We start from the raw sequence: 20,118 nt of genomic DNA, 5'->3' as shown, positions 1-20,118 counted from the left end.
TCTCAGGGGGTGGAATCAGGGGTGCGCAGGTGGATCGTCACCCGCTCGCCGGCCGCCAGTTCGCTCAGGCTGATCCGACGTCCCTCATGCAGCAGTCTATGGTCGACTCTGGCAGAGCCGACCCTCAATCGATAGCGGTTGCCGGGCACCGGCTCGTCGATGTCCTCGATCCAGTAGCCGCCCTGGCCGTCCGAGACCTGACGGCCCCGGCCTGGCACGTGGCCAAGCCCAGCGGCGAAGTCCGGCTGGTGGCTACGCTCCAGTACCATGTTCCCTTGGTGATGGCGATAGCAATCCTGCACGCGAATGCCGGTCACGGAGTGATTCCACTCCATGCACCAGCGCTCGCCTTCCGGCATCGGCAGCGAGACCAGCGCCTGACCGTGATCGTCGAGCACTTCCAGATGCGAGGCATCGGACCAGGCCGCGATACTCGTAGCGCATAGTGTCAGCATGCAGAAAGTCGCCGGCCCGAGGGCTCGGCGACTCCTGCGCAGGTTCGCAGCAAGCATCGTGGATGCCTGACTGAACGAGCCTTACGGACGCTGGTGGTCGGCCACTTCGGCGCCCACTTCCTCATAATAGCGCAGCGCGCCATCGTGGAACGGGACCGGAGTGGAGTCGATGCTGAACTCGACGGTGGTGTCGTTGGCCGCCGGATGGACGGCGATCAACTCATCGATGTTCTCGAACAGCAGCTTGGTCAGCTCATAGGCCAGCTCTTCGTCCATGTCGGCATTGACGACCAGCACGTTGGGAATGCTGATGGTCTGCACCGCCTCGTCCATGCCGTCGTACATGCCGGCACGCAGCTCGTAGGCAGCGAAGGTAGGCTCGACTTCACGGGCGTTCTCGATCTCCTCCTCGCTGAAGCCGATCAGGCGAATGCTACGGGTCGCCGCCAGGTTGAGGATCGAGCTAGTGGGCGGCCCCACGCTCCAGAAGCCGGCGTCGATGTCGCCGTCGCGGATGGCGTCGGCGGTCTCGTTGAAGTTCAGACGCTGAGGACGGAAGTCGTCATAGGTGATGCCGTTGGCTTCCAGCAGGGCGCGAGCGTTGAGCTCGGTACCGCTGCCCGGTGCGCCGACTGAGACGCGCTTGCCACGCAGGTCTTCCAGCGACTGGATGTCGGAATCGGCCAGGGTGACCAGTTGCACGGCGTTGGGATACACGGACGCCAGTGCGCGGGTGTTCTCGATCTGACGCCCCTCGAAATCACCCGTGCCGTTGTAGGCCTGATAGACGGTATCGGCGAGGGCCAGGGCGAGGTCGGCATCGCCGCGCATGATCAGGCCCATGTTCTCCACCGAGGCGCCGGTCACTTCCGCCGTGGCGCTAGCCCCTTCTATGTGGTTGTTGATCATCTCGGCGAAGCCGCCACCGATCGGATAGTACACGCCGCCGGTACCGCCGGTAGCGATGGAAAGCTGCTGAGCGGCAGCCAACGGAGCCGTGGCCATCAGCGAAGCGGCAGCGACATATTTGAGAGCGCGCATGAATCTCCTCCGTCCTGAAACCGGATCGTTTATGGTTGTTTCGGAGCGTACCGGGCGAGCCCGACCGCTTACCTGACAAAAGCTAGCACGCCCCTGCGTAAAGAGGCTAATCGACAGTTTCTACGTTATTGAGAATTTTCGGCAATTCCACCAAGGTCGGCTTAGCCCGGCAAGCCATCGGGGCGAGCACTGAGCAGCATGCGGGCGAAGCTCAGCGCATAGAGCCAAAAAGCGAACCCCCAGCACAACGCAGGGAGCACCACGCTACCGAGCAGGTAGTGCTGCGGCCAGAGCGCCGGTACTGCACTGCGCGCTACGGTGCCCAGGAATAGACAGGCGAGAACGAGCCAGATGGTGCGTGGCAGCACCAAGGGCCGACCGGTATGGCGCAGCCCGGCAATGCAAAACACCGCCAGCACGGCGCCGGCTACCGCTCCCACGAACAGCAGATGCCGCCCAGCGTAGGCTGGTAAGCTTTCCCCCAGCGCCGCTACGCCCACCACGGCCAGTCCCAGCATCAGCCACACGTAGGCCAGCGTGAGCAGCAGCAGATAGAGCTTGGTCATGGCGCGCCCCCAGGGCCACTCACTGAGCCGGTCAGCTTGAGCGGCGGCGGCGGCCAGTGCGACCCAGCCGCTGACAGGATGCCCCCGAGCCACCAGATCGGCGCAGACGAACAGGCACAGTGTGGCCACCGCCAAGTGCTCACGGGCAGGAGTGAAGCGCAGCGACCGCCGACTCCCGCTCTCCCCTACCGCCACCTGCGAAACCACCCGCACGATACGAGTGGCAGTCACAGCGATCATCACCAATAGCAGGTTGGCCGCCAGATGCAGCATGTCCAGCGCACCCAGGCGCCCCGGCAGCAGGCCCAGCCAGGCTAGATAGAAGCCCCCCTGGGCCAGCACGAAGAGCAGCGCCAGAGTGCCCAAGCTGAGGTGCCGGCGCCCTTCGGGCGAGAGCAGCGCCGGCAGTGCCCAGGCCAGCACGCAGAGAGAAAACGCCAGGTTGATGGTCGCCACCAGCCAGCCCGGCAGCGAGCCGGCGAACCAGAACGCCAGACGTCCGGCCAGCCACAGTGCCACCAGGCCGGCCAACTTGGCACCGATCAGCGGCTCGACCTTGGCCCAGGAAGGCACCGCCGTGAGCAGAAAGCCGGCCAAGGCCGCCGCGACGAAGCCGAACAGCATCTCGTGCCCATGCCAGAGCAGCGGTGACATGCCGAGCGGCAGCGATACCTGATGCAGCAATAGCCCCACCCACGGCAGTAACGTCAGCGGGGCATAGAGCGCGGCCAGCAGGAAGAAAGGGCGAAAGGCGTAGGCCAGGATCGGCCACGGCTGGCCGGCGCGTAGGGCTGCGGTGGTCGTCATGCCACGCTCCCTAACCGGCTGCCGCCGGCCCATCGACGAGGTAGAACCCCTCGTCGGGCAGGCCGCCGCCAATGAAGCCCGGGGAGAGTTCGGCCAGGGCGCCTAGGAATCCCTCCAGCTCGGTGCGCGCTTGAGCGGCGCTGCGCATCTCCAGCCGCGTGCGTAAGATGGCACCTTCGATCACCTGGGCGGGCAGCGGCGAATGCTGGGCACCGAGCTGACCGGCCTCGGCCGGGTTCGACGCTACCCAGGCTACGGCCTCGGCCACCGCCACCTGGATGGCGGCCACCCACTCGGGGTGCGCCTCGAGCAACTCACGTCGGCAGATGGTGCCCGCCTGAGGCAACGCCGGGGCTGCCCCCGTCAGCCGCGCCCACTCCTGCTGTAGGTCGAGCTCGGCGACGGTCAGGCCGAGCGAGGCCGTTTGCAGCCGTGCCGAGGTGCGTACCGGCTCGGGCAAAACGGCGGCGTCGATGCGCTGGGCCAGGAAGGTCTGCACGGTCTCGAAGGGGCTGGCCTGATAGGTGATACGCAGGTCGCGGCCGACTTCCAGCCCCTCCCGAGCCAGCAGGTAGCGCAGCACCAGGTCGGGCATGTCGCCACGCCAGGGCACGCCGACATGGCGCCCGGCAAGCTCCGCCAGGCTTGCCAGCGGCACGCCGTGGGCCAGGATGCCCAGCGTACCCCACACGTTGACGTTCAGGAGCACCACCGGCACCCCGCGGTTGTAGAGGTTGGCCGCCACGTTGGTCGGCGTCGCGGTGAGCTGAACCTCGCCGCCGGCGATCCAGGCCCGCAACTGGTCCGGGTCGCGCCAGGTACGCAGCTCGCTCTCACCGATCAATTTGAGCAGCCGCGCATCCTGCAACGCCCGCGCCAGAATCACCTGAGGCAGGCCAAGCGGCGCGGCCATCCGCAACCCACCGGCCGCCGCCAGGCCCAAGCCGGGAAAGGCAGCCAGGGTGGCCGAAGCCAGGGCGAGCTGCAGCAAACGGCGACGTTGAGAATCGATCATGGACTTACCTCGGTTTGACGAAACAGGAAGCTCTCGGCCACCGAGGCCTGCCGCAGCAGAGCACCGGCGGCCTCGTAGAGAAAAGCGGTGTCGCGGTCGACGAAGGGCCGCGCGATGCGCTCCTCGTGCACGATGCGCCCCGGCGACGGCGACATCACCAGCACCCGGTGCCCCAGACGCAGGGCCTCGGTCAGGTCATGGGTGACCAACAACGAAGCGATGCCGCGCCGGGCCAGCAGTTCGAGCAGCAGCGTCTGGGCCTCGCTGCGAAGGCCCACGTCGAGGGCGCTGAAGGGCTCATCGAGCAATAGCAGGTCGGCATCCACGGCCAAGGCTCGAGCCAGCGCCACCCGCTGCTGCATGCCGCCGGAGAGTTCATGGGGAAAGTGGTGATGACGCTCGGCCAGTCCCAGCTCGTCGGCCAGGGCTCGCGCACGAGCCAGGCGCTCCCGGCGCGGCACGCCCTGCGCCTTGAGCCCCAGAGCGATATTGTCGAGCAGGCGCCGCCAGGGCAGCAGGCGCGGCTCTTGAAACACTACAGTGCTGCGATGGAAGGCGTCGCTGACGCGTCCCTCGCTGGGCGTGACCAGGCCGGCGGCAATACGCAGCAGCGTGGTCTTGCCGCAGCCCGAAGGACCCACCAGGCACACCGACTCCCCTGGCACGATGGCCAGGTCGATGCCCGCCAGCGTACGCTCGCGACCGAAGTCGTGACCCACCGCTTCGAGTTTGAGCATTACCTCGCTCCTCGCCCGGTCTGACGCCAGGGCTCCATGCGCCGCTGCAGCGGACGCAGCAGGCCGTGCTCGGCCGCCAACAGTAGCGCCACCACGAGCACGATCCAGGCCATGGCCGCAGCAGTGTCAAGGTTGACCCGGGCCATGGCGAGCCCGGCGCCGATGCCATCCTCGGTGGCGAACAGCTCGGCCATCACCGCCACCTTCCAGGCCACCCCCAGTGCCGTTATCAGCGCTGGAAACACATATGAGGCGATGTGTGGCAGATGGAAGTCGACCAGCCGCATCAGCGGCGGAACGGCGAAGACGTCGGCCATCTCCTGCAGACGCCGGTCGCGGGTCAGCGCCCCCATTTGAGCGCCGGCGAAGCTGACCGGCAGTGACGTGGCCATCACCGTATAGACCGTGGCCAGCGAGCCGCTGCCGAACCAGAGAATGGCCAGCACGATCCAGGCGATCGGTGGTATCCCCAGCAGCACCGTGGAGACCGGCTCCAGCGCCCGTCCCAAAGTGCGCGACAACCCGGCCAGAATGCCCAGTGCGGTGCCGATCACCGCCGCCAGGGCGAAACCCAGCATGGCGCGCCAAGTGGTGGCCCAGACCGCCGCCAGGGCGTCCGCCTGCCACAGCCGGGCAAGCGCGGCCAGTGCATCCCGCGGCCCGGGTAGCAGGAAACTGCCGTAGAGCTGGCTGCCCCACTCCCATAGCGCCACGAACAGCAGCACCCCGGTCAGGCTTCCGCCCCAGCCCAACAGCGTTTCGATGCAGCGCGTCGGCAGTGATCGCTTCATGGCTCCTCATCCATTCCTACCCCATGACATAAGCCTGCCCGAGTCGACGACACCGCTTGATGACCCAGATCAAATAAGAACGATTATAAGATGCATTACATTTACCACATTAACCAGAGGAGTCCCCCCATGCACCTGCTACGCCCCGCTCTGCCCACCAAGTCCCTCTTCGCCCTGCCCCCTCTTGCCCTGGCCCCTCTTGCCCTGGCTGTCGGCGCGGCGCTGAGCCTGCCGGCCCAGGCCGACGGCGGTGCCGCCTTCGACCTGCCGAGCGTTACGGTCACCGCCAAGGGCTACGAAGCCGACGAGCTCGACACCCCCAGCGCCACCCTGCGCCTCGACGCCACTCAAGCCCCGGCTACCCAGAGCGTGGGCAGCCTGTTCCGCGGCCAGCCCGGTACCGCCGTGCACGGCGACGGCAGTTGGGGCCAGAATCCCGTGCTACGCGGCCTGAAGAAGGAAAGCATCGTGCTGCAGGTGGACGGCGTACGGCTCAACTCGGCACAGCCCCAAGGGGCGCTGGCCTCGTTCGCCAGCCTCGGCCTGCTCGACAGCATCGAAGTGGTGAAGGGACCCGGCTCGGTACTGCACGGCTCCGGGGCATTGGGCGGCGCGGTGAACCTGCGCACGCCGGAAGCCGAATTCAGCGACCGGCCCAGCATCGGCGGACGCTTCTCGACCAGCGCCGGCAGCGTCGACGACAGCGTTGGCGGCGGCGCCATCCTGCAGCTTGCCAATGCCGATCACGCCCTGGTGCTGGGCGCCACCGGACGCGACGTAGGCGACTACGACACGCCTGAAGGCCGGGTGGATAATAGCGGCTTCGAATCGGGAGCCTTTCTGCTCAAGTACGCTTTCCGACTGGCCGACGGCCACCGCCTGAAGCTCAACGTGCAGGGCCAGGAGGACCGCAACGTCTGGTACCCCGGCTCGGCCAAGCCGGGGCCCAACCCGGCCCTTGGCACACTGACCATTCACTCTCCGCGCCAGGAGCGCGAGCTCTACGAGGTGGCCTACGAGGGCGAGGTGGGCCCAGGTACGCTGGAAACCAGCCTCTATCGCCAGGAAGTATTCCGCCAGATACGCGCCTGGTCGAGCGGACTGGAGCGCAACCAAGTGTGGAATGACGTCACCTTCATCACCGACGGTGGGCGCATCCAGTACCGCCTGCCGCTGGGTGAGCGCCATCTGCTCACCCTCGGGGTGGAAGCTTGGGAGATGACCGGCGACCCCGAACGCTTCCAATACACCCCACCGCTCTCCGACAACGCCGTAGCCACCTCACCGTTCCGCAACGGCGTGATCGAGAGTCGTGGCGTATTCCTGCAAGACGAGATCATATTCGACGACTGGACACTGATGCTCGGCGCCCGCTACGACAGCGTGACCGGCGACGCCGACGTCAAGGGCAGCGGGCCCAATGCCACCAGCGAAGGACTGCGCAACGAGAGCGACACGCTTTCCTGGTCCGTGGGCGCCATCTACAACGCCTCACCGATGCTCAACCCCTACGTCAGTCTGGGCAGCGCCTACCGCGCCCCGGACATGCGCGAGCGTTTCGAGGATGCCGCCCGCGGGGATGGCTATTTTCACATCGGCAACCCTCAGCTCGACCCGGAGCGCTCCACCAGCCTGGAACTCGGTCTGAAGGGGCGCAGCGAGCGTGGCGAATACCGCCTGGCCGCCTTCCACACCCGCATCGACGACTACATCGCCGGCCGCATCACCGGCGCCACCAACGCCCAGAACCAGCCGATCAAGCGCACCGAGAATCTCGACCGGGTCGAGATACAAGGCGTGGAGGCAGGCTTCGTACTGCCCCTCGACGGCCGGCTGGCAGGGGGTCACTGGCAGCTCGACGGCAGCCTCACCTGGTTGCGCGGCACCAACAAGCAGGACGACGAGCCGCTCTATCAAGTGCCGGCGCATGAAGCGACCCTGGGCATCGGCCAGCAGCCCCAAGCCGGCTTCCACTGGCACGCCCAGGTACGCGGCGTAGCCAGCCAGGACCGCACCGCCGACATTTTCTCCAACGGCACCGAACGGACCACGCCGGGCTATGCCACTGCCGACCTAGGCCTGGGCTGGCGCTTCGGGCCGGCCGCAGGGCTTTCCAGCCTGGAGGTGGGGCTCGAGGTCAATAACCTGTTCGACCGCGGCTATCGCGAGCACCTCATCGACCAGCCCGAGGGGGGAGAACTGCTGGCGCCAGGACGCGGCGCGGTGGCGACACTGCGCGGACGTTTCTGACCGTTCGACACCGCTGCCCGCCCCGCCGGGCAGCAGTCATCATAGCGTCACGAAAAAGTCGTCAAACGGCACTGGCAAATTTGGCGAAATGCCCCCATGATGTGGTTGTCGCAATCGCCCACTGGAGCATCATGAGTACGGCACGACATTCTTCCAACGCGGAACTCCTCGACCCCCCGCGAAGCTGCCCTGACCTCGACGTCAGGGACTTGGAAAAGCGCACACGTCTGATGCGCATCGTTACACGGCTCATCGCCGTATCCGACCTCGGTTGCCGCGAGATCGCTCGCCGCGCCGGACTTCCGGCACAGAAGATCAGCGATCTGCTGGCCGGCCGCCTCGAACACCTCTCGCTCGATGAGCTGCGCCTCGTTTATCACAGCATCGATCCGGAAGGCGCCTTGAACTATTAGCGCCAGAAGCTCCGCGTAGCGCCAGAAGTTCCGCGTTTCGATCGACCTGATAGGGATCGCCCCGGATACAGCGACGCCTCGTCCCAGGACGAGGCGTCGGTTTGGCGTGCTTGCAAATTGCCGGCCGTCACTCCTCTTGCTGCTCGAACTCCTCGGCTACGCGAATGGCTTCGGCTTCGGTCTCATGCTCGGAGATGACGACCTCATTGCTGGGATCCGTCTCGTCGATGACGTGCCAGCCCGTGACCGGCAGATTGATGTCCTCGGTATCGCGAATCGGCTCGACACGCGCCTGCTTGGGTCCGCTCTTGGGCATGCTGCCTCCTTGCTGTTGCCATGAGTGGTTGAGCCTGATGCCTCATCAAGCTAGCCAAGCCCGTGGCGGCAAGCCAAACGCAGCCAACCGGCTCGCCAATCCCTTATGCCAAGCCCCTCATGCCAAGCCCTCATGCCTCCGGCGGCAGATCGGTCAGCGCCCCGGTGGAGGCCGAACTGACCGTGCGCGCGTACTTGGCCAGCACGCCGCGGGTATAACGCGGCGGGGGCTGGCGCCAGGCGGCTCGCCGTCGTTCCAGCGTCTCAACGTCCACGTGCAGCTCGATGGTGTCGGCCTCGGCATCGATGGTGATGGTGTCGCCATCCTCGACCAGCGCCAGCGGGCCGCCATCGAAGGCCTCGGGCGAAACATGCCCCACCACGAAACCATGACTGCCGCCGGAGAAGCGGCCGTCGGTGATCAAGGCCACGGAGTCGCCCAGGCCACGTCCCATGATCGCCGAGGTGGGCGTCAGCATCTCACGCATGCCGGGGCCGCCCTTGGGGCCTTCGTAGCGGATCACCACCACGTCGCCGGCCGTCACCGTGCCGTCGTTGATGCGCGCCTGGGCCTCCTCCTCGGAGCCGAACACCCGCGCGCTGCCGGAGAAACGCGTGCCCTCCTTGCCGGTGATCTTGGCCACCGCACCTTCGGGCGCCAGATTGCCGTAGAGGATGCGCAAGTGGCTCTCCTTCTTCAGCGGGGCGTCCAGCGGCGCGATGATGGCCTGCTCTGCCGGGTAGGGAGCTACCCCTGCCAGGTTCTCGGCCAGGGTCCGCCCCGTCACCGTCAGACAGTCGCCGTGAAGCATGCCGGCATCGAGCAGCGTCTTCATCAGCGGCTGGATGCCGCCGATCTCGACCAGCTCGCTCATCATGTAGCGCCCGCTGGGGCGCAGATCGGCCAGCACCGGCACACGCCGGCCGATCTCGGTGAAATCGACAAGGGAGAGCGGCACGCCCACGGTGTTGGCCATGGCGATCAGATGCAGCACCGCGTTGGTGGAACCACCCAGGGCGATCACCACGGTGATGGCGTTCTCGAAGGCCTCACGGGTCATGATGTCCGAAGGCTTGATGTCGCGCTCGAGCAGTGTCAGCACTGCCGCGCCGGCCGCCTCGCAGTCGGCGCGCTTGGCCTGGGACACGGCGTTCTGCGCCGAGCTGCCCGGCAGGCTCATGCCCAGCGCCTCGATGGCCGAGGCCATGGTGTTGGCGGTGTACATGCCACCGCAGGAACCCGGGCCGGGTATCGCCGTCTCCTCGATCTGCTTGAGCTCGATCAGCTCCATGTCGCCGCGGCTGTGGGCACCCATGGCCTCGAACACCGAAACGATATCGGTATGGTTCTTGCCGGGTTGGATGGTGCCGCCATAGACGAACACGCTGGGCCGGTTCAGGCGTGCCATGCCCATCACGCAGCCCGGCATGTTCTTGTCACAGCCGCCGATGGTCACCAGACCGTCGAAGCCCTCGCAGCCGGCTACGGTCTCGATGGAGTCAGCGATCACCTCCCGCGAGACCAGCGAATACTTCATGCCCTCGGTACCGTTGGCGATACCGTCGGAGATGGTCACAGTGTTGAAGATCACGCCCTTGCCGCCGGCCGAATCGGCACCGTCGCGGGCCCGCTCGGCGAGCTCATGAATATGGCTGTTGCAGGGAGTGACCATGCTCCAGGTGGAGGCAATGCCCACCTGGGGTTTGGTGAAGTCCTCGTCGGTAAAGCCCACCGCACGCAGCATGGCACGGCTGGCCGACTTGCCGACGCCGTCCACCACCGGGGCGGAGTGGCGGCGACGCGGGTCCGGGGAATCGCTCATGGAAGTGGCTCCTTCGTTTCGCTTATCAATCTACGAAGGGTGGTTGGCCAAAAGCTTCCTGGCAAATTCCCATCTGGCTGTCGCCGGACCGAGGAGCTAAAGCCCAAAGCCACCTGGCCGATATGACCTGGAGCTCATGCAGTGATATAACAGCGAAAAAGCCAATACGACTTCTCCCCCGCAGGGAACCGCCATGCCTTTCAGTGAAGCCAAGGAACACGCCCCCGGGCATCTGCATCATATCTTTGCCGACCCCTACTCAGCCTTCGACAACCTGAACGTCGAACGCCAACTGCATCTGCGGGTCGCCCTGCAAGCGCTGGTGTGCGAGCCGATGGCCAGCGGAGTACTGACGCTTCGGGTCATTCACGGCTGGGAGAATGGTGGCTTCGAGCCCGGCGATCTCGCCCACAGTGACCACCCCATCGCCACGCTCGGCGCATTGGAGCAGATACGCACCAGCTATCAGCACGCCATCGAGAGCGCTGCTCCGCTGCCCCGCGACGACGCTTCGCTGCTGGCCGGCCCGCTGGCAGAAGCCATCTCTGCCGCCGAGGCCAAGGGGCAGGCGCTCGAAGAGGAAACTCGCACCATCCCCGCACGCTGGCCCGCCTTCGAGAGCGGTCTCTCGCTCTATACCTTCTTCAAGGTCTATCACCGTCTCACCTACGGCGAAGACGACAGCTACCGCTCGATCCAGTGCCAAACGCCGCAGGGCTCCAGAGAGATCCACGAGTTCCATCTGGAAGAGGGCGAGTTCGCCGTGATCCGCCCCGCCGAAAGTACTGGCAGCGACAGCGTGCTGGTACTGCACGTCAGTCAGCTCGAACCGGTACAGTTGCTGCTGGCAACCTGCTGCGCCTGAGCGCAGCGGTGTTCTAGCTGGTGGCGGGCTTCTCTCGCGGCACCCGGCCCATCAGGTAGAACTCCGGATTGGGCGGGGTACCGGTGAGGGTGACCAGGCGGTTGGAGAGACAGAAGAAGGCGGTGATGGCGCCGATGTCCCAGATGTCGTCGTGAGTGAAGCCCGCCTCGGTGAGACGAGCCTGCCACTCATCGGTGAGCTCGCCGATCTCCAGCCCGCAGTGCAGGGCGAAATCGAGCATCACCCGATGGCGCTCGCTGATCGGTGCGGTGCGGTGGTTGATGGCCACCTGATCGGCCAGCAGCGGGTCCTTGCTGTAGATACGCACCAGCGCGCCATGGGCTACTACGCAGTAGAGACAGCGATTGCGGGCGCTGGTGGCCACTACGATCATCTCCTTCTCCGCCTTGGTGAGCGTGTCGGATTCTCGCTCCATCAGGGCATCGTGGTAGGCGAAGAACGCCCGAAACTCATCGGGGCGGTGTGCCAGCATCAAGAACACGTTGGGCACGAAGCCGGCCTTCTCCTGCACCTCGAGGATACTCTTGCGAATATCCTCGGGCAGATCCTGGATCGACTCGGGGATGGGAAAGCGGCTGATCGGTGTTGTCATGACGGGACCTCTGGCGTCGTTGTTATGCCTGGACGAATCCAGTTAACGTCAACGTAAAGAAGAAGTCCACGGGACATCCGCTCATGCCGTCACCGACAGCGAGCATGTGACCACCCGGTTGCGGCTGATCTGCTTGGCCTCGTACATGGCCTGGTCGGCCTGGCGGTAAATGGCCATGGCCGTCGGCACCTGATCGTAGTCACTGCAGCAAACCAGCCCGAAGGAGCCGGTCACCACCCCGTGCCGCGACGCCTCGTGGGGAATCCGCAACTGCTGCAGGGCATGGCGAAAGCGCTCCAGTGCGAAACGACCCGCCTCCATCGAATCGGCTTCGAGCAGGACGCCGAACTCCTCGCCGCCCAGTCGAAAGAGCCGGTCGCCGGCGCGGCGAAAATGGGCCTTGAGCAGAGCGGCGACTTCGATGAGCACTTCATCGCCGGCCTGGTGACCGTAGGTGTCGTTGAAGAGCTTGAAATCATCAATGTCCATCATGGCGAACATCAGCGGCTTGCCGTCACGCTGACGGCGCTGGATCTCTTCGTTGATCAGCGTCTCGAACTGGCGCCGATTGAGCAGTCCCGTCAGCGGGTCGGTGCGCACCATGGCCGCCAGCTTGCGGTTGGCCTGCTCCAACTCCTGGGTACGTTGATGGACCTTGGTCTCGAGCTGGTGATTGAGGGTACGCTGCAGCTCGTAGGTCTCGCGTTCCGCTTCCAGCTTGGCGCGTTTCAACCGGTTTATCTTGCAGGCCAGACCGAAGGCCATCAGCAGGAAGCCGAAGCCCGCCCCCATCTCCAGTGCGTACTCGGTGGCCAGCCCATAGGGCACGAAGCCACCAAGACGCAGCGAGTAGAGCAATCCCCCTACCAGCAGGCCGCTCCAGCCCAGCAGGAATATCTGCGCCAGCCGGTCACCCTTGAGACAAAGCCAGACGCTGGTGCCGAGCAACAGCAACGCATAGCCGATGCTCAGCGGCACCAAGGCACGCAGCACCCAGGCAAAACGATCTGCGAGGCCTGGCAACACGCTGAGCACCAAGAGCCCCGTGAGCAGCATAAGGCCTTTGGCCAGGCGCGGCGCCTGCCGCTTGAGGTTCAGATAGTCGAGGCTGAACAGGGTGAGCGCCACGTACAACAGCCCCGCGCTGAGTAGTAAGACCTGCTGATTGAAGCGCGGCCACTCCGGCCACAGGTACTGATAGCCGAACCCTCGCAGTGAGAGGTTGAACAGCAGAAATGCGCCTAGATAGAAGACGGAATGCAAAAACGCCTTCTCGCGTGTGGCAAGAAAGGTCAGCAGATTGTAGAGCAGCAGTGCCAGCAGCCCGCCATAAAGCACGCTGTAGGCCATCAGCTCGCTCTGGGTACGCTCGAGGAAGCTGACGTCGTCCATCAGCCGCAGAGGCGTGGCGGGCACCAAGCCATCGTGGCTCGCCAAGCGGATGTACACCTGTCGCGTTTCGTTCGCGCCCACGTATACCGGCAGCACGAAGGCGTGATGCCGCACAGGGCGAGAGGCGAATGGGCGCCGGCTGCCGGTGTTCCACTGTTGCAGCACCCTGCCCTCGGCATCGACGGCATAGGCATCGATGAAATCGGGCAGCGGCGAGGCCAGCTCGAGCAAGCGCCGCAGGGGAGCATGGGAGTCATTGGCGAGCTCCAGCTTCAGCCACCAGGCCGAGTGGGTGAAGCCGAAGTTGGGCACCTCCTGCTCCAACAACCGCCAGGGTAGCACCTCGGCACGATCCAGGATCTGCTCGATACCGAGCTGAGCGGTATCATCCTCGAACACCGCAACCTGGGGAGCAGGATTGATCACGGTGGAAGGCGTGGTGATGTCGACAGCGGCCTGGGCCTGCCACACGAGCAGCCACGAGAATGACCAGATTAGAGCGGCCATCCATTTGGCCATGCCGGTATGGGCACCGGCGAGCGCGCAGCGCATCGGTACACTGCCTCCTATCGTGTCCTTACGATCCCTCCACTCTAGCAGGTCTAGTCTGAAAAACTCTTAACTTACGCAAAGCGCCCCACCCCGAAGGGATGGGCGCTTTGCCAGTCGGCAAGTGTCAGCTCAGCGAAATGGTGCTGTTGATGCCGCTGGAGACGTTCTCGGGCTCGAACCAGCGTGCGGTCACGGTCTTGGTCTGGGTCCAGAACTGGATCGCCTGCTTGCCGTTGGGGCCCAGGTCGCCGAGCTTCGAGGCCCGCGAGCCGGTGAAGCTGAAGTAGGCCACCGGCACCGGGATCGGCACGTTGATGCCCACCTGGCCGACGTCGATGTCGGTCTCGAAGCGGCGCGCCACCCAGCCGGAGTTGGTGAAGATCGAGGTACCGTTGCCGTTGGGGTTGGCGTTGATGAAGGCGATCGCCTCGTCCAGGGTATCGACGCTGACCACGCACAGCACCGGGCCGAAGATCTCCTCGCGATAGATGGTCATCTCGGGTTTGACGTCGGCGAACACGGTGGCACCGACGAAGTTGCCGTCGGGATAGCCTTCCACCTGGTAGCCGCGGCCATCGACCAGCAGCTTGGCACCCTCTTTCTCGCCGGCATCGATCAGGCGCTCCACGCGCTCCTTGGCTGCCGGAGACACCAGCGGGCCGAGATCGGCATCGCGCTGGGTGCCCGGACCCACCTTCATGTTGCGCGCGCCCTCGACGATATCGTCGAGCCACTGGTTGGCTTCGCCCACCAGCACCACCACCGAGTTGGCCATGCAGCGCTGCCCGGCGGCACCGAAGGCAGAGCCCAGCAGGTTGTTGATGGCCTGGCTGCGGTTGGCATCGGGCATCACGACACAATGGTTCTTGGCGCCCATCATCGACTGCACCCGCTTGCCCGCCTCGGAGGCGCGGCGGTAGATGTGGGTGCCCACGTTGGTGGAGCCGATGAAGGAGAGCGCCTTGATGTCCGGGTGGTCGCAAATCTGGTTAGCCACGTCGGGGCCGCCGTGCACCACGTTGAGCACGCCGGCCGGCACGCCCGCCTCATGGGCCAGTTCGACCAGACGCATGGTGGAGCTGGGGTCCTGCTCGGAGGGCTTGAGCACGAAGGTGTTGCCGGTGGCGATGGCCAGCGGGAACATGAAGCAGGGCAGCATGATCGGGAAGTTGAAGGCGGTAATGCCCGCGCCCACCCCCAGCGGCTGGTTGAGGGTGTAGACGTCGACCTCGCTGGCCGCGTTCTCGGCCAGCTCGCCCAGTTGCAGCGAAGTAATGGAACAGGCGTGCTCCACCACCTCCAGGCCCCGGCCTACCTCACCGGCGGCGTCGGGCAGGGTCTTGCCGTGTTCCTCGGTGATCAGCGCGGCGAGCTCTTCGGTGTGCTCGCGGATCAGCGCCTGCAGCGTAAGCATGATGCGCATGCGCTTGGCCAGCGGCGTCTTGCGCCAGGTCTTGAACGCCTCCTTGGAGCTGGCCACGGCGCGGTCGACCTCCTCGGCGGTGCAGAACGGTACCCGTGCCACCACTTCCTGTGTGGCGGGGTTGATCACGTCGCGCCACTCCTGGCTCTGGGACGGGACGGGCTGGCCGTCGATGTACATGGGGATTTCACGAATGGACATGGCGAACTCCTGTTGTGCTTGTAGTCGTTGTACGGTTGACACTGCGATGTAGACCTTGTGTGTAGAAACACACGAAGTGTGATGAATTCGAGTCTATATAGCCGCGAGCCAGCGTGACAACGGGCACTTCTTCACATGCCTTGTGCAATAATGCACAAGCAACCCCCGCGAGGTGCGAACCGTGCTCGACTGGCAGGACATCCAGATCTTTCTCGAAGTGGCGCGCAGCCAGCGGCTCACCGACGCCGCCCGGCGCCTGGGCCTGGACCACTCCACGCTGTCGCGGCGCACCCGGCGCTTCGAGCAGAAACTCAATACCCAGCTCTTCGAGCGTAGCACCCATGGCTACCACCTGACCGAGGCCGGCCAGCAGTTGCTGGCCCACGCCGAGGAGATGGCCCGCCACGCCTTCGAGGCGGGCGAGAGCCTGGCCGACAAGAACCGCCAGCTCGGCGGCCAGATTCGCCTCGGCGTAACCGAAGGCTTCGGCACCTGGGTCGTCGCCCCGCTGCTCTCGGCCTTCTGCGAACGCCACCCGGGCATCACCCTGGACCTGCTGGCCCTGCCGCGGGTGGTCAACCTGAGTCGCCACGAGGCGGACCTGGCGATCACCGTGGAGCGCCCGGCGAGTCAGGGGCTGGTGATCTCGCGGCTGTGTGACTACCGCCTGCGGCTCTACGGCAGCGAGAGCTACTTCCATTGCCACGGCCGCCCCACACGGCTCGACGAGCTGGGCCAGCACCGGCTGATCGGCTACGTCGACGACCTGATCTTCAGCGAACAGCTCAACTATCTCGACCCGCTGCTCGATCCGGCGGTGGTGGGCACGCCGCCGCACTTCTCGATTCGCAGTACCAGCGTCACCACCCAGCACGCGGCGACCCTGCAGGGAGCCGGGCTCGCCGTGCTGCCCTGCTTCATGGCCGAGACCGGCAGCCGGCTCGAGAGCGTACTGAACGATGAGGTGGAGATCGTGCGTCAGTTCTGGATCACCGCGCGCCAGGAGCAGCGGCGCCTGGCGCGGGTGAGGCTACTGTGGGACTTCCTGCGCGAGGCGCTGGAGGCCAACCGGGCGCTACTGATGGGCGAGGCGGATGGCTCAACGCTCCGCGTCCCTTCCGGTTGAGCTCAGGCATGACTACCGCCGGTGTCCGAGGAGCGGCTTGAAGTGACCGCGCTGCCATGCACGACCACGCTGTTTCGCCCTTGCCTCTTGGCTTCGTAGCTCGCGGCGTCGGCCCGCACCAGAATCTCCTCGAGACTCTCGTCACCTTCATGGAAAGCGGTCAGGCCAATGCTCGCCGTCACGGCGTATTCCTTGCCCTCATGGGCGACACTGACCTGGCCGATGGCGACGCGCAGCGACTCGGCGATTGTCGCGGCCTGGCTGAGTGTACAACTCGGCAGCAGCAGGCCGAACTCATCTCCGCCCTGCCTGGCAACATGGTCGCTGCGTCTCACCTCCCACACCAGCACCTGGGCTACTCGGCGCAGCAGCTCGTCACCTAACGCATGCCCACCCTCATCGTTTACCGGCTTGAAGCGATCCAGGTCGAAGAGAATCACGGCCGATGGCGTACCGAGCTTGGCAAAGTCGGCCATTGCATCTTCCAGGCGCCGCAGGTAACCGCGACGATTGAGCAGGCCGGTCAAGGGGTCATGCTCCGCTTCCCAACGTTGCAACGCCTCCTGGTGCTGCCGCTCGGTGATGTCCTTGATCGTGCCTACTATCCCAAGCGGCCCCTCGCTGCCCTCGACCCGGCTGGCATGGATTTCGACCCACAGCATGTTGCCCTTGTCATCCCGCATGCGCAGCTGTCGCAGGAACTCGCTGTTCCGGCTCATGGCATGCAGCCACATGTCATGGGCATCTTCGCGATCATCCTCATGGATGAGCTGCCAGAGGTCATGGGTCGACGCACCGGCCAGGTGGCCCAGCATGGTCGACAGAGCCGGGTTAAGATAAATGAGGTCACCCTCTTGATCGGCCACGAACATGCCGGCTGGGGTCGAGCCGAGTACGGCATCGAGAAACGCCTCGCGATGCCTCAGGTGCTGCAAGGCATCCTTGCGCTCTTGCTCGAGCCTGTTGAAGGCGTCGGAGATTTGCGTCAACTCCCTCAGGCCGGTCGCCAGCGCCAGGCGCTGGCGCACTCCGGAGCCGATTTCCAGGATTTGCCTTTCGAGCCGATGCAACGGCTTGAGCTGATGCCCGACCAGCCAGCGAATGAGGACCAACAGCACCAAGGCAATCACCAGCCAGGTCCACCACAACCGTTCCAGAAAATTCTGAAACGGCGCCAATACCGAATGACGTGGCATCAGCATGGCCACTACCCAATTGGCCTCCCACACCTGGCGGTAACTCACCAGCACGTCCTCGCCATCCAGCTCGTGGAGCGTTTCGCCCTGCCACCCGTCGAGGGCCAACTGGAAATCCAGTGGATCGAGGTGCTGGAGCGACCCGACATGGTGGCTGATTGGCCCTGGCACGAACAAAGGCACACCGGCGGCGGTAAAGATGGCGATGTGGCCGCTATGCTCGAAGGTGAGCGCGGAAATGCTGCTGAAAAACTGGCCATGAGCGAAGTTCAGGAGCCCACCAACCACCCCGTCGAACTCCCCCTGGGGGGTATAACGAGGCACCAGCATCATTACCAGAGGCTGGTGACTGGTCCGCCCAAAGAAGGGACGGCTGACGTACGGCCAGCGGGAGTTGCTCACCATGGCGAAGTACTCGGTGTCGTCAACGCCAAAACCAACGCGTCCCGGCACCTGAGGCAGATCGGCAATGATCTCGCCGTCGGCGTCGCTGACGATGATGCCTTCGAAGTAAGCCAGCAGGCTGGGATTCTGCTGCAGCAGAAGCCGAGCGTCCTCGTGCGACACATCGGTGAGCTGCGCAGAGAGCATTTCCAGCGCGGTAAAGCGCAAGTTCAGGCGGTCCCGCAGTTCTCGGCTCAATATTTCTGCCTGATACCCCAAGTGGGAAAGAGTGGCCTCATGCATCAGTCTCTGACCGCTGCCCCACGCAACGACCAGCAGCAACCCGATGATGACGAGCCAGGTCATTACCAGCCCACCCAGCAGACGCCTCTGCAATGTATTGAGGCGGCGCCATACTGCGCCAGGAGTACTTTGTGGCAAGCCGCCTCTCCTCGAAGGCCAAGTGGTTCATGTAACGTCAGAGTGACAGGTTAACGAACCATTACCGTTAACTTTACAAGCCATTCGGTAACAAAAAGTTGTTGCGCCGCTTAAAGATCGCACATCGACGCGCCGAGTGGGCGCCAAGTTCCGCCCGGGATGAAGAGTGCTTAGGCAGAGAAGTACCTAGTCAGAGAAATGCTGAGTGAGAGGAGCGCTCAGTGAAGTTGCGCAGGATATCATGGCGAGGCGCGGGAGCTGACGCTGCCTGACGCCTCGCTGTAACGAAAGCGAACGTTTACGCGGCCGAGTCGCAGCTGAGCTGACGGGCGGCCTCGCGCCCGGCAATGGCGCCCAGTACCACGGCGCTGAGCAGACCGTTGCCGGAGAGATAGCCGCTGTCGCCCGAGCCGGAAACCCCGCGCGCCGCACCGCCGGCGGCGAACAGATTGGCGAATAAGCTACCGTCCTGGCGCAGCACCCGCGCCTGGGTATTCACCTCGAGCCCGCCCTGGGTGTGGAACAGCGCACCGGTGACCTTGATCGCGTGATAGGGCGCCGTCAGCAGATCCTCGCTGCTGAAGGTGCGGCCGAAGGCATCGGCTGCGCCGCTTTCGGCCAGGGCCTGCATCTCGGCGAAGGTCTCACGCAGCGCCTCCAGCGGCAGCTCCAGCCCCGCTGCCATGGCCTCCAGGCTGTCGAAGGTGCGCACTGCCCCGGCAATGTGGGCGTTGCGGTAGTCCTCGAACTCCAGCGCAGCCTGATGGATGCGCCGATCGAACAGGTTCCAGGCCATGCCGCCCGGCTGGGCCAGCACCTTGGCCGCCTGCTCCGAGTAGCCGCCGTGCTCGTTGGAAAAGCGCCGGCCCTCACGATTGAGCTGCACCCCGCCGCGCATCATCACCGCCCAGGTGATCAGGGTCTGATGCGGCATCGCCAGCGAACCGTGGCCCTGGCAGGCGCCAAGGTCCTTGAGGCTCGCGCCCATCGCCTCGCCCCACAGCAGGGCGTCGCCCTGGTTGCCTTCGTGGCCGAAATAGAGTGCATCCTTCAGCGCCGGCAGGTGGCGCGCCACCAGTTCGGGATTACCGCCATAGCCGTTGCAGGCAAGGATCAGGGCGTCGCAACCGATGGCCTCCCGGCTGCCGTCGGGGCGTTCGAGGGTCACGCCATGTACCCGGCCGCCATCGTCCACATGCAGGTCGACCACTCGCGCCTCGGTGAGCAGGTCGACGCCTGCCGCCTCTACGGCGTTGAGCAGGCTGCCCATCAATTCCTCCCCGGTGCGCCGTGGGGTGGCATGCATGCGCATGCGGCTATGGCCCGGGTAGAGGAAGCCCTCCACCAGGTCGAAAGGCACCCCGTGGTCGTCGGCCAACCACTCCACCACTCCGGCCGAGGCCTCGGTCAGCGCACGCACGATGGCCGGGTCGGCCTGGTGTCCGTTCTTGCGCTGGATGTCCTCGGCCATCAGCGCCGGGCTGTCCGTCACTCCACGCCGCTCCTGAAAGCGCGTGCCCGCCGCCGGGATGAACCCCTGAGACATGGAGGTGCTGCCCCGCGGCAGCGCATCGCGCTCCAGCACCACCGCCTCCATACCGAACTGCTTGGCGGCGAGGGCCGCCACCAGGCCGCAGGCGCCCGCCCCGACGATCACCAGCGGCACGTGCGCTTCGAACTCTTCTCCGCTGCCAAAGGCCACGATAGGCATG

At 65.2% G+C, this 20,118-nt stretch carries 17 protein-coding genes; 4 read left to right on the top strand and 13 right to left on the bottom strand.

The genetic code is table 11. The annotated features are described in order from the left end of the window. Positions 1–2: 2 nt before the first annotated feature. The 6 genes from B8115_RS06050 to B8115_RS06025 all read right to left on the bottom strand — a co-directional run bounded on the left by B8115_RS06050 (position 3) and on the right by B8115_RS06025 (position 5,412). On the bottom strand, positions 3–455 hold the full coding sequence (locus B8115_RS06050; RefSeq protein WP_010626868.1) for a DUF1850 domain-containing protein: 453 nt from the start codon (positions 453–455) through the stop codon (positions 3–5). 81 nt (positions 456–536) lie between these two features. Beyond that, the gene (locus B8115_RS06045) at positions 537–1,496 is read right to left on the bottom strand and encodes a TAXI family TRAP transporter solute-binding subunit (protein ID WP_010626867.1); all 960 of its coding nucleotides are present in this window, start codon (positions 1,494–1,496) and stop codon (positions 537–539) included. Positions 1,497–1,657: 161 nt separating this feature from the next. Next, complete coding sequence (locus B8115_RS06040; protein ID WP_010626866.1) at positions 1,658–2,869, bottom strand: NnrS family protein; 1,212 nt, start codon at positions 2,867–2,869, stop codon at positions 1,658–1,660. Between the two features lie 10 nt (positions 2,870–2,879). Further along, the gene (locus B8115_RS06035) at positions 2,880–3,884 is read right to left on the bottom strand and encodes an ABC transporter substrate-binding protein (protein ID WP_010626865.1); all 1,005 of its coding nucleotides are present in this window, start codon (positions 3,882–3,884) and stop codon (positions 2,880–2,882) included. Next, positions 3,881–4,621 (bottom strand): ABC transporter ATP-binding protein, encoded by a 741-nt coding sequence (locus B8115_RS06030; protein ID WP_010626864.1) that lies wholly within the window; start codon positions 4,619–4,621, stop codon positions 3,881–3,883. The genes B8115_RS06035 and B8115_RS06030 overlap by 4 nt, the downstream gene beginning before the upstream one ends. Then, positions 4,621–5,412, bottom strand: coding sequence for an ABC transporter permease (locus B8115_RS06025; protein WP_010626863.1), 792 nt, complete (start codon positions 5,410–5,412; stop codon positions 4,621–4,623). The genes B8115_RS06030 and B8115_RS06025 overlap by 1 nt, the downstream gene beginning before the upstream one ends. Before the next feature lie 129 nt (positions 5,413–5,541). Between B8115_RS06025 and B8115_RS06020 the strand changes: the two genes are divergently transcribed. Both B8115_RS06020 and B8115_RS06015 read left to right on the top strand, forming a co-directional pair. Then, a complete protein-coding gene (locus tag B8115_RS06020) occupies positions 5,542–7,662 on the top strand; it encodes a TonB-dependent receptor (protein ID WP_010626862.1) in 2,121 nt (706 codons plus the stop codon). A 131-nt stretch (positions 7,663–7,793) separates the two neighbouring features. After that, on the top strand, positions 7,794–8,075 hold the full coding sequence (locus B8115_RS06015) for an XRE family transcriptional regulator (protein ID WP_026037927.1): 282 nt from the start codon (positions 7,794–7,796) through the stop codon (positions 8,073–8,075). 127 nt (positions 8,076–8,202) lie between these two features. Here the strand turns inward: B8115_RS06015 and B8115_RS06010 are convergent, their stop codons facing one another. Both B8115_RS06010 and ilvD read right to left on the bottom strand, forming a co-directional pair. After that, complete coding sequence (locus tag B8115_RS06010) at positions 8,203–8,391, bottom strand: hypothetical protein (protein WP_010626860.1); 189 nt, start codon at positions 8,389–8,391, stop codon at positions 8,203–8,205. Between the two features lie 130 nt (positions 8,392–8,521). Further along, positions 8,522–10,213 carry a dihydroxy-acid dehydratase gene (ilvD, locus tag B8115_RS06005; protein ID WP_010626859.1) on the bottom strand — a complete coding sequence of 564 codons (1,692 nt, stop codon included), beginning with the start codon at positions 10,211–10,213 and terminating at the stop codon, positions 8,522–8,524. Between the two features lie 193 nt (positions 10,214–10,406). Between ilvD and B8115_RS06000 the strand changes: the two genes are divergently transcribed. Further along, a complete protein-coding gene (locus B8115_RS06000; RefSeq protein WP_010626858.1) occupies positions 10,407–11,078 on the top strand; it encodes a hypothetical protein in 672 nt (223 codons plus the stop codon). A gap of 13 nt (positions 11,079–11,091) precedes the next feature. Here the strand turns inward: B8115_RS06000 and B8115_RS05995 are convergent, their stop codons facing one another. From B8115_RS05995 to B8115_RS05985, 3 genes are all read right to left on the bottom strand, one after another. Then, on the bottom strand, positions 11,092–11,691 hold the full coding sequence (locus tag B8115_RS05995) for a peroxidase-related enzyme (protein ID WP_010626857.1): 600 nt from the start codon (positions 11,689–11,691) through the stop codon (positions 11,092–11,094). An 81-nt stretch (positions 11,692–11,772) separates the two neighbouring features. Next, positions 11,773–13,635, bottom strand: a complete 1,863-nt coding sequence (locus tag B8115_RS05990) for a diguanylate cyclase (protein ID WP_010626856.1) — start codon at positions 13,633–13,635, stop codon at positions 11,773–11,775. Positions 13,636–13,759: 124 nt separating this feature from the next. Next, a complete protein-coding gene (locus B8115_RS05985) occupies positions 13,760–15,259 on the bottom strand; it encodes a CoA-acylating methylmalonate-semialdehyde dehydrogenase (protein ID WP_010626855.1) in 1,500 nt (499 codons plus the stop codon). Between the two features lie 181 nt (positions 15,260–15,440). On the opposite strand from B8115_RS05985, the gene B8115_RS05980 reads away from it, so the two are divergent. Next, the gene (locus tag B8115_RS05980) at positions 15,441–16,385 is read left to right on the top strand and encodes a LysR family transcriptional regulator (protein WP_010626854.1); all 945 of its coding nucleotides are present in this window, start codon (positions 15,441–15,443) and stop codon (positions 16,383–16,385) included. Between the two features lie 2 nt (positions 16,386–16,387). On the opposite strand, the gene B8115_RS05975 is transcribed toward B8115_RS05980, so the two are convergent. Both B8115_RS05975 and B8115_RS05970 read right to left on the bottom strand, forming a co-directional pair. Beyond that, on the bottom strand, positions 16,388–18,406 hold the full coding sequence (locus tag B8115_RS05975; protein WP_234254409.1) for a diguanylate cyclase: 2,019 nt from the start codon (positions 18,404–18,406) through the stop codon (positions 16,388–16,390). A gap of 298 nt (positions 18,407–18,704) precedes the next feature. Further along, on the bottom strand, positions 18,705–20,117 hold the full coding sequence (locus B8115_RS05970; RefSeq protein ID WP_010626852.1) for an FAD-dependent oxidoreductase: 1,413 nt from the start codon (positions 20,115–20,117) through the stop codon (positions 18,705–18,707). Between the last annotated feature and the right edge of the window lies 1 nt (position 20,118).

It is taken from the genome of Halomonas sp. KM-1, assembly GCF_000246875.1.
Lineage (GTDB): Bacteria > Pseudomonadota > Gammaproteobacteria > Pseudomonadales > Halomonadaceae > Halomonas > Halomonas aerodenitrificans.
The sequence above is the reverse complement of the archived record's forward strand: the minus strand, read 5'-3'. Positions and strand labels throughout refer to the sequence as shown.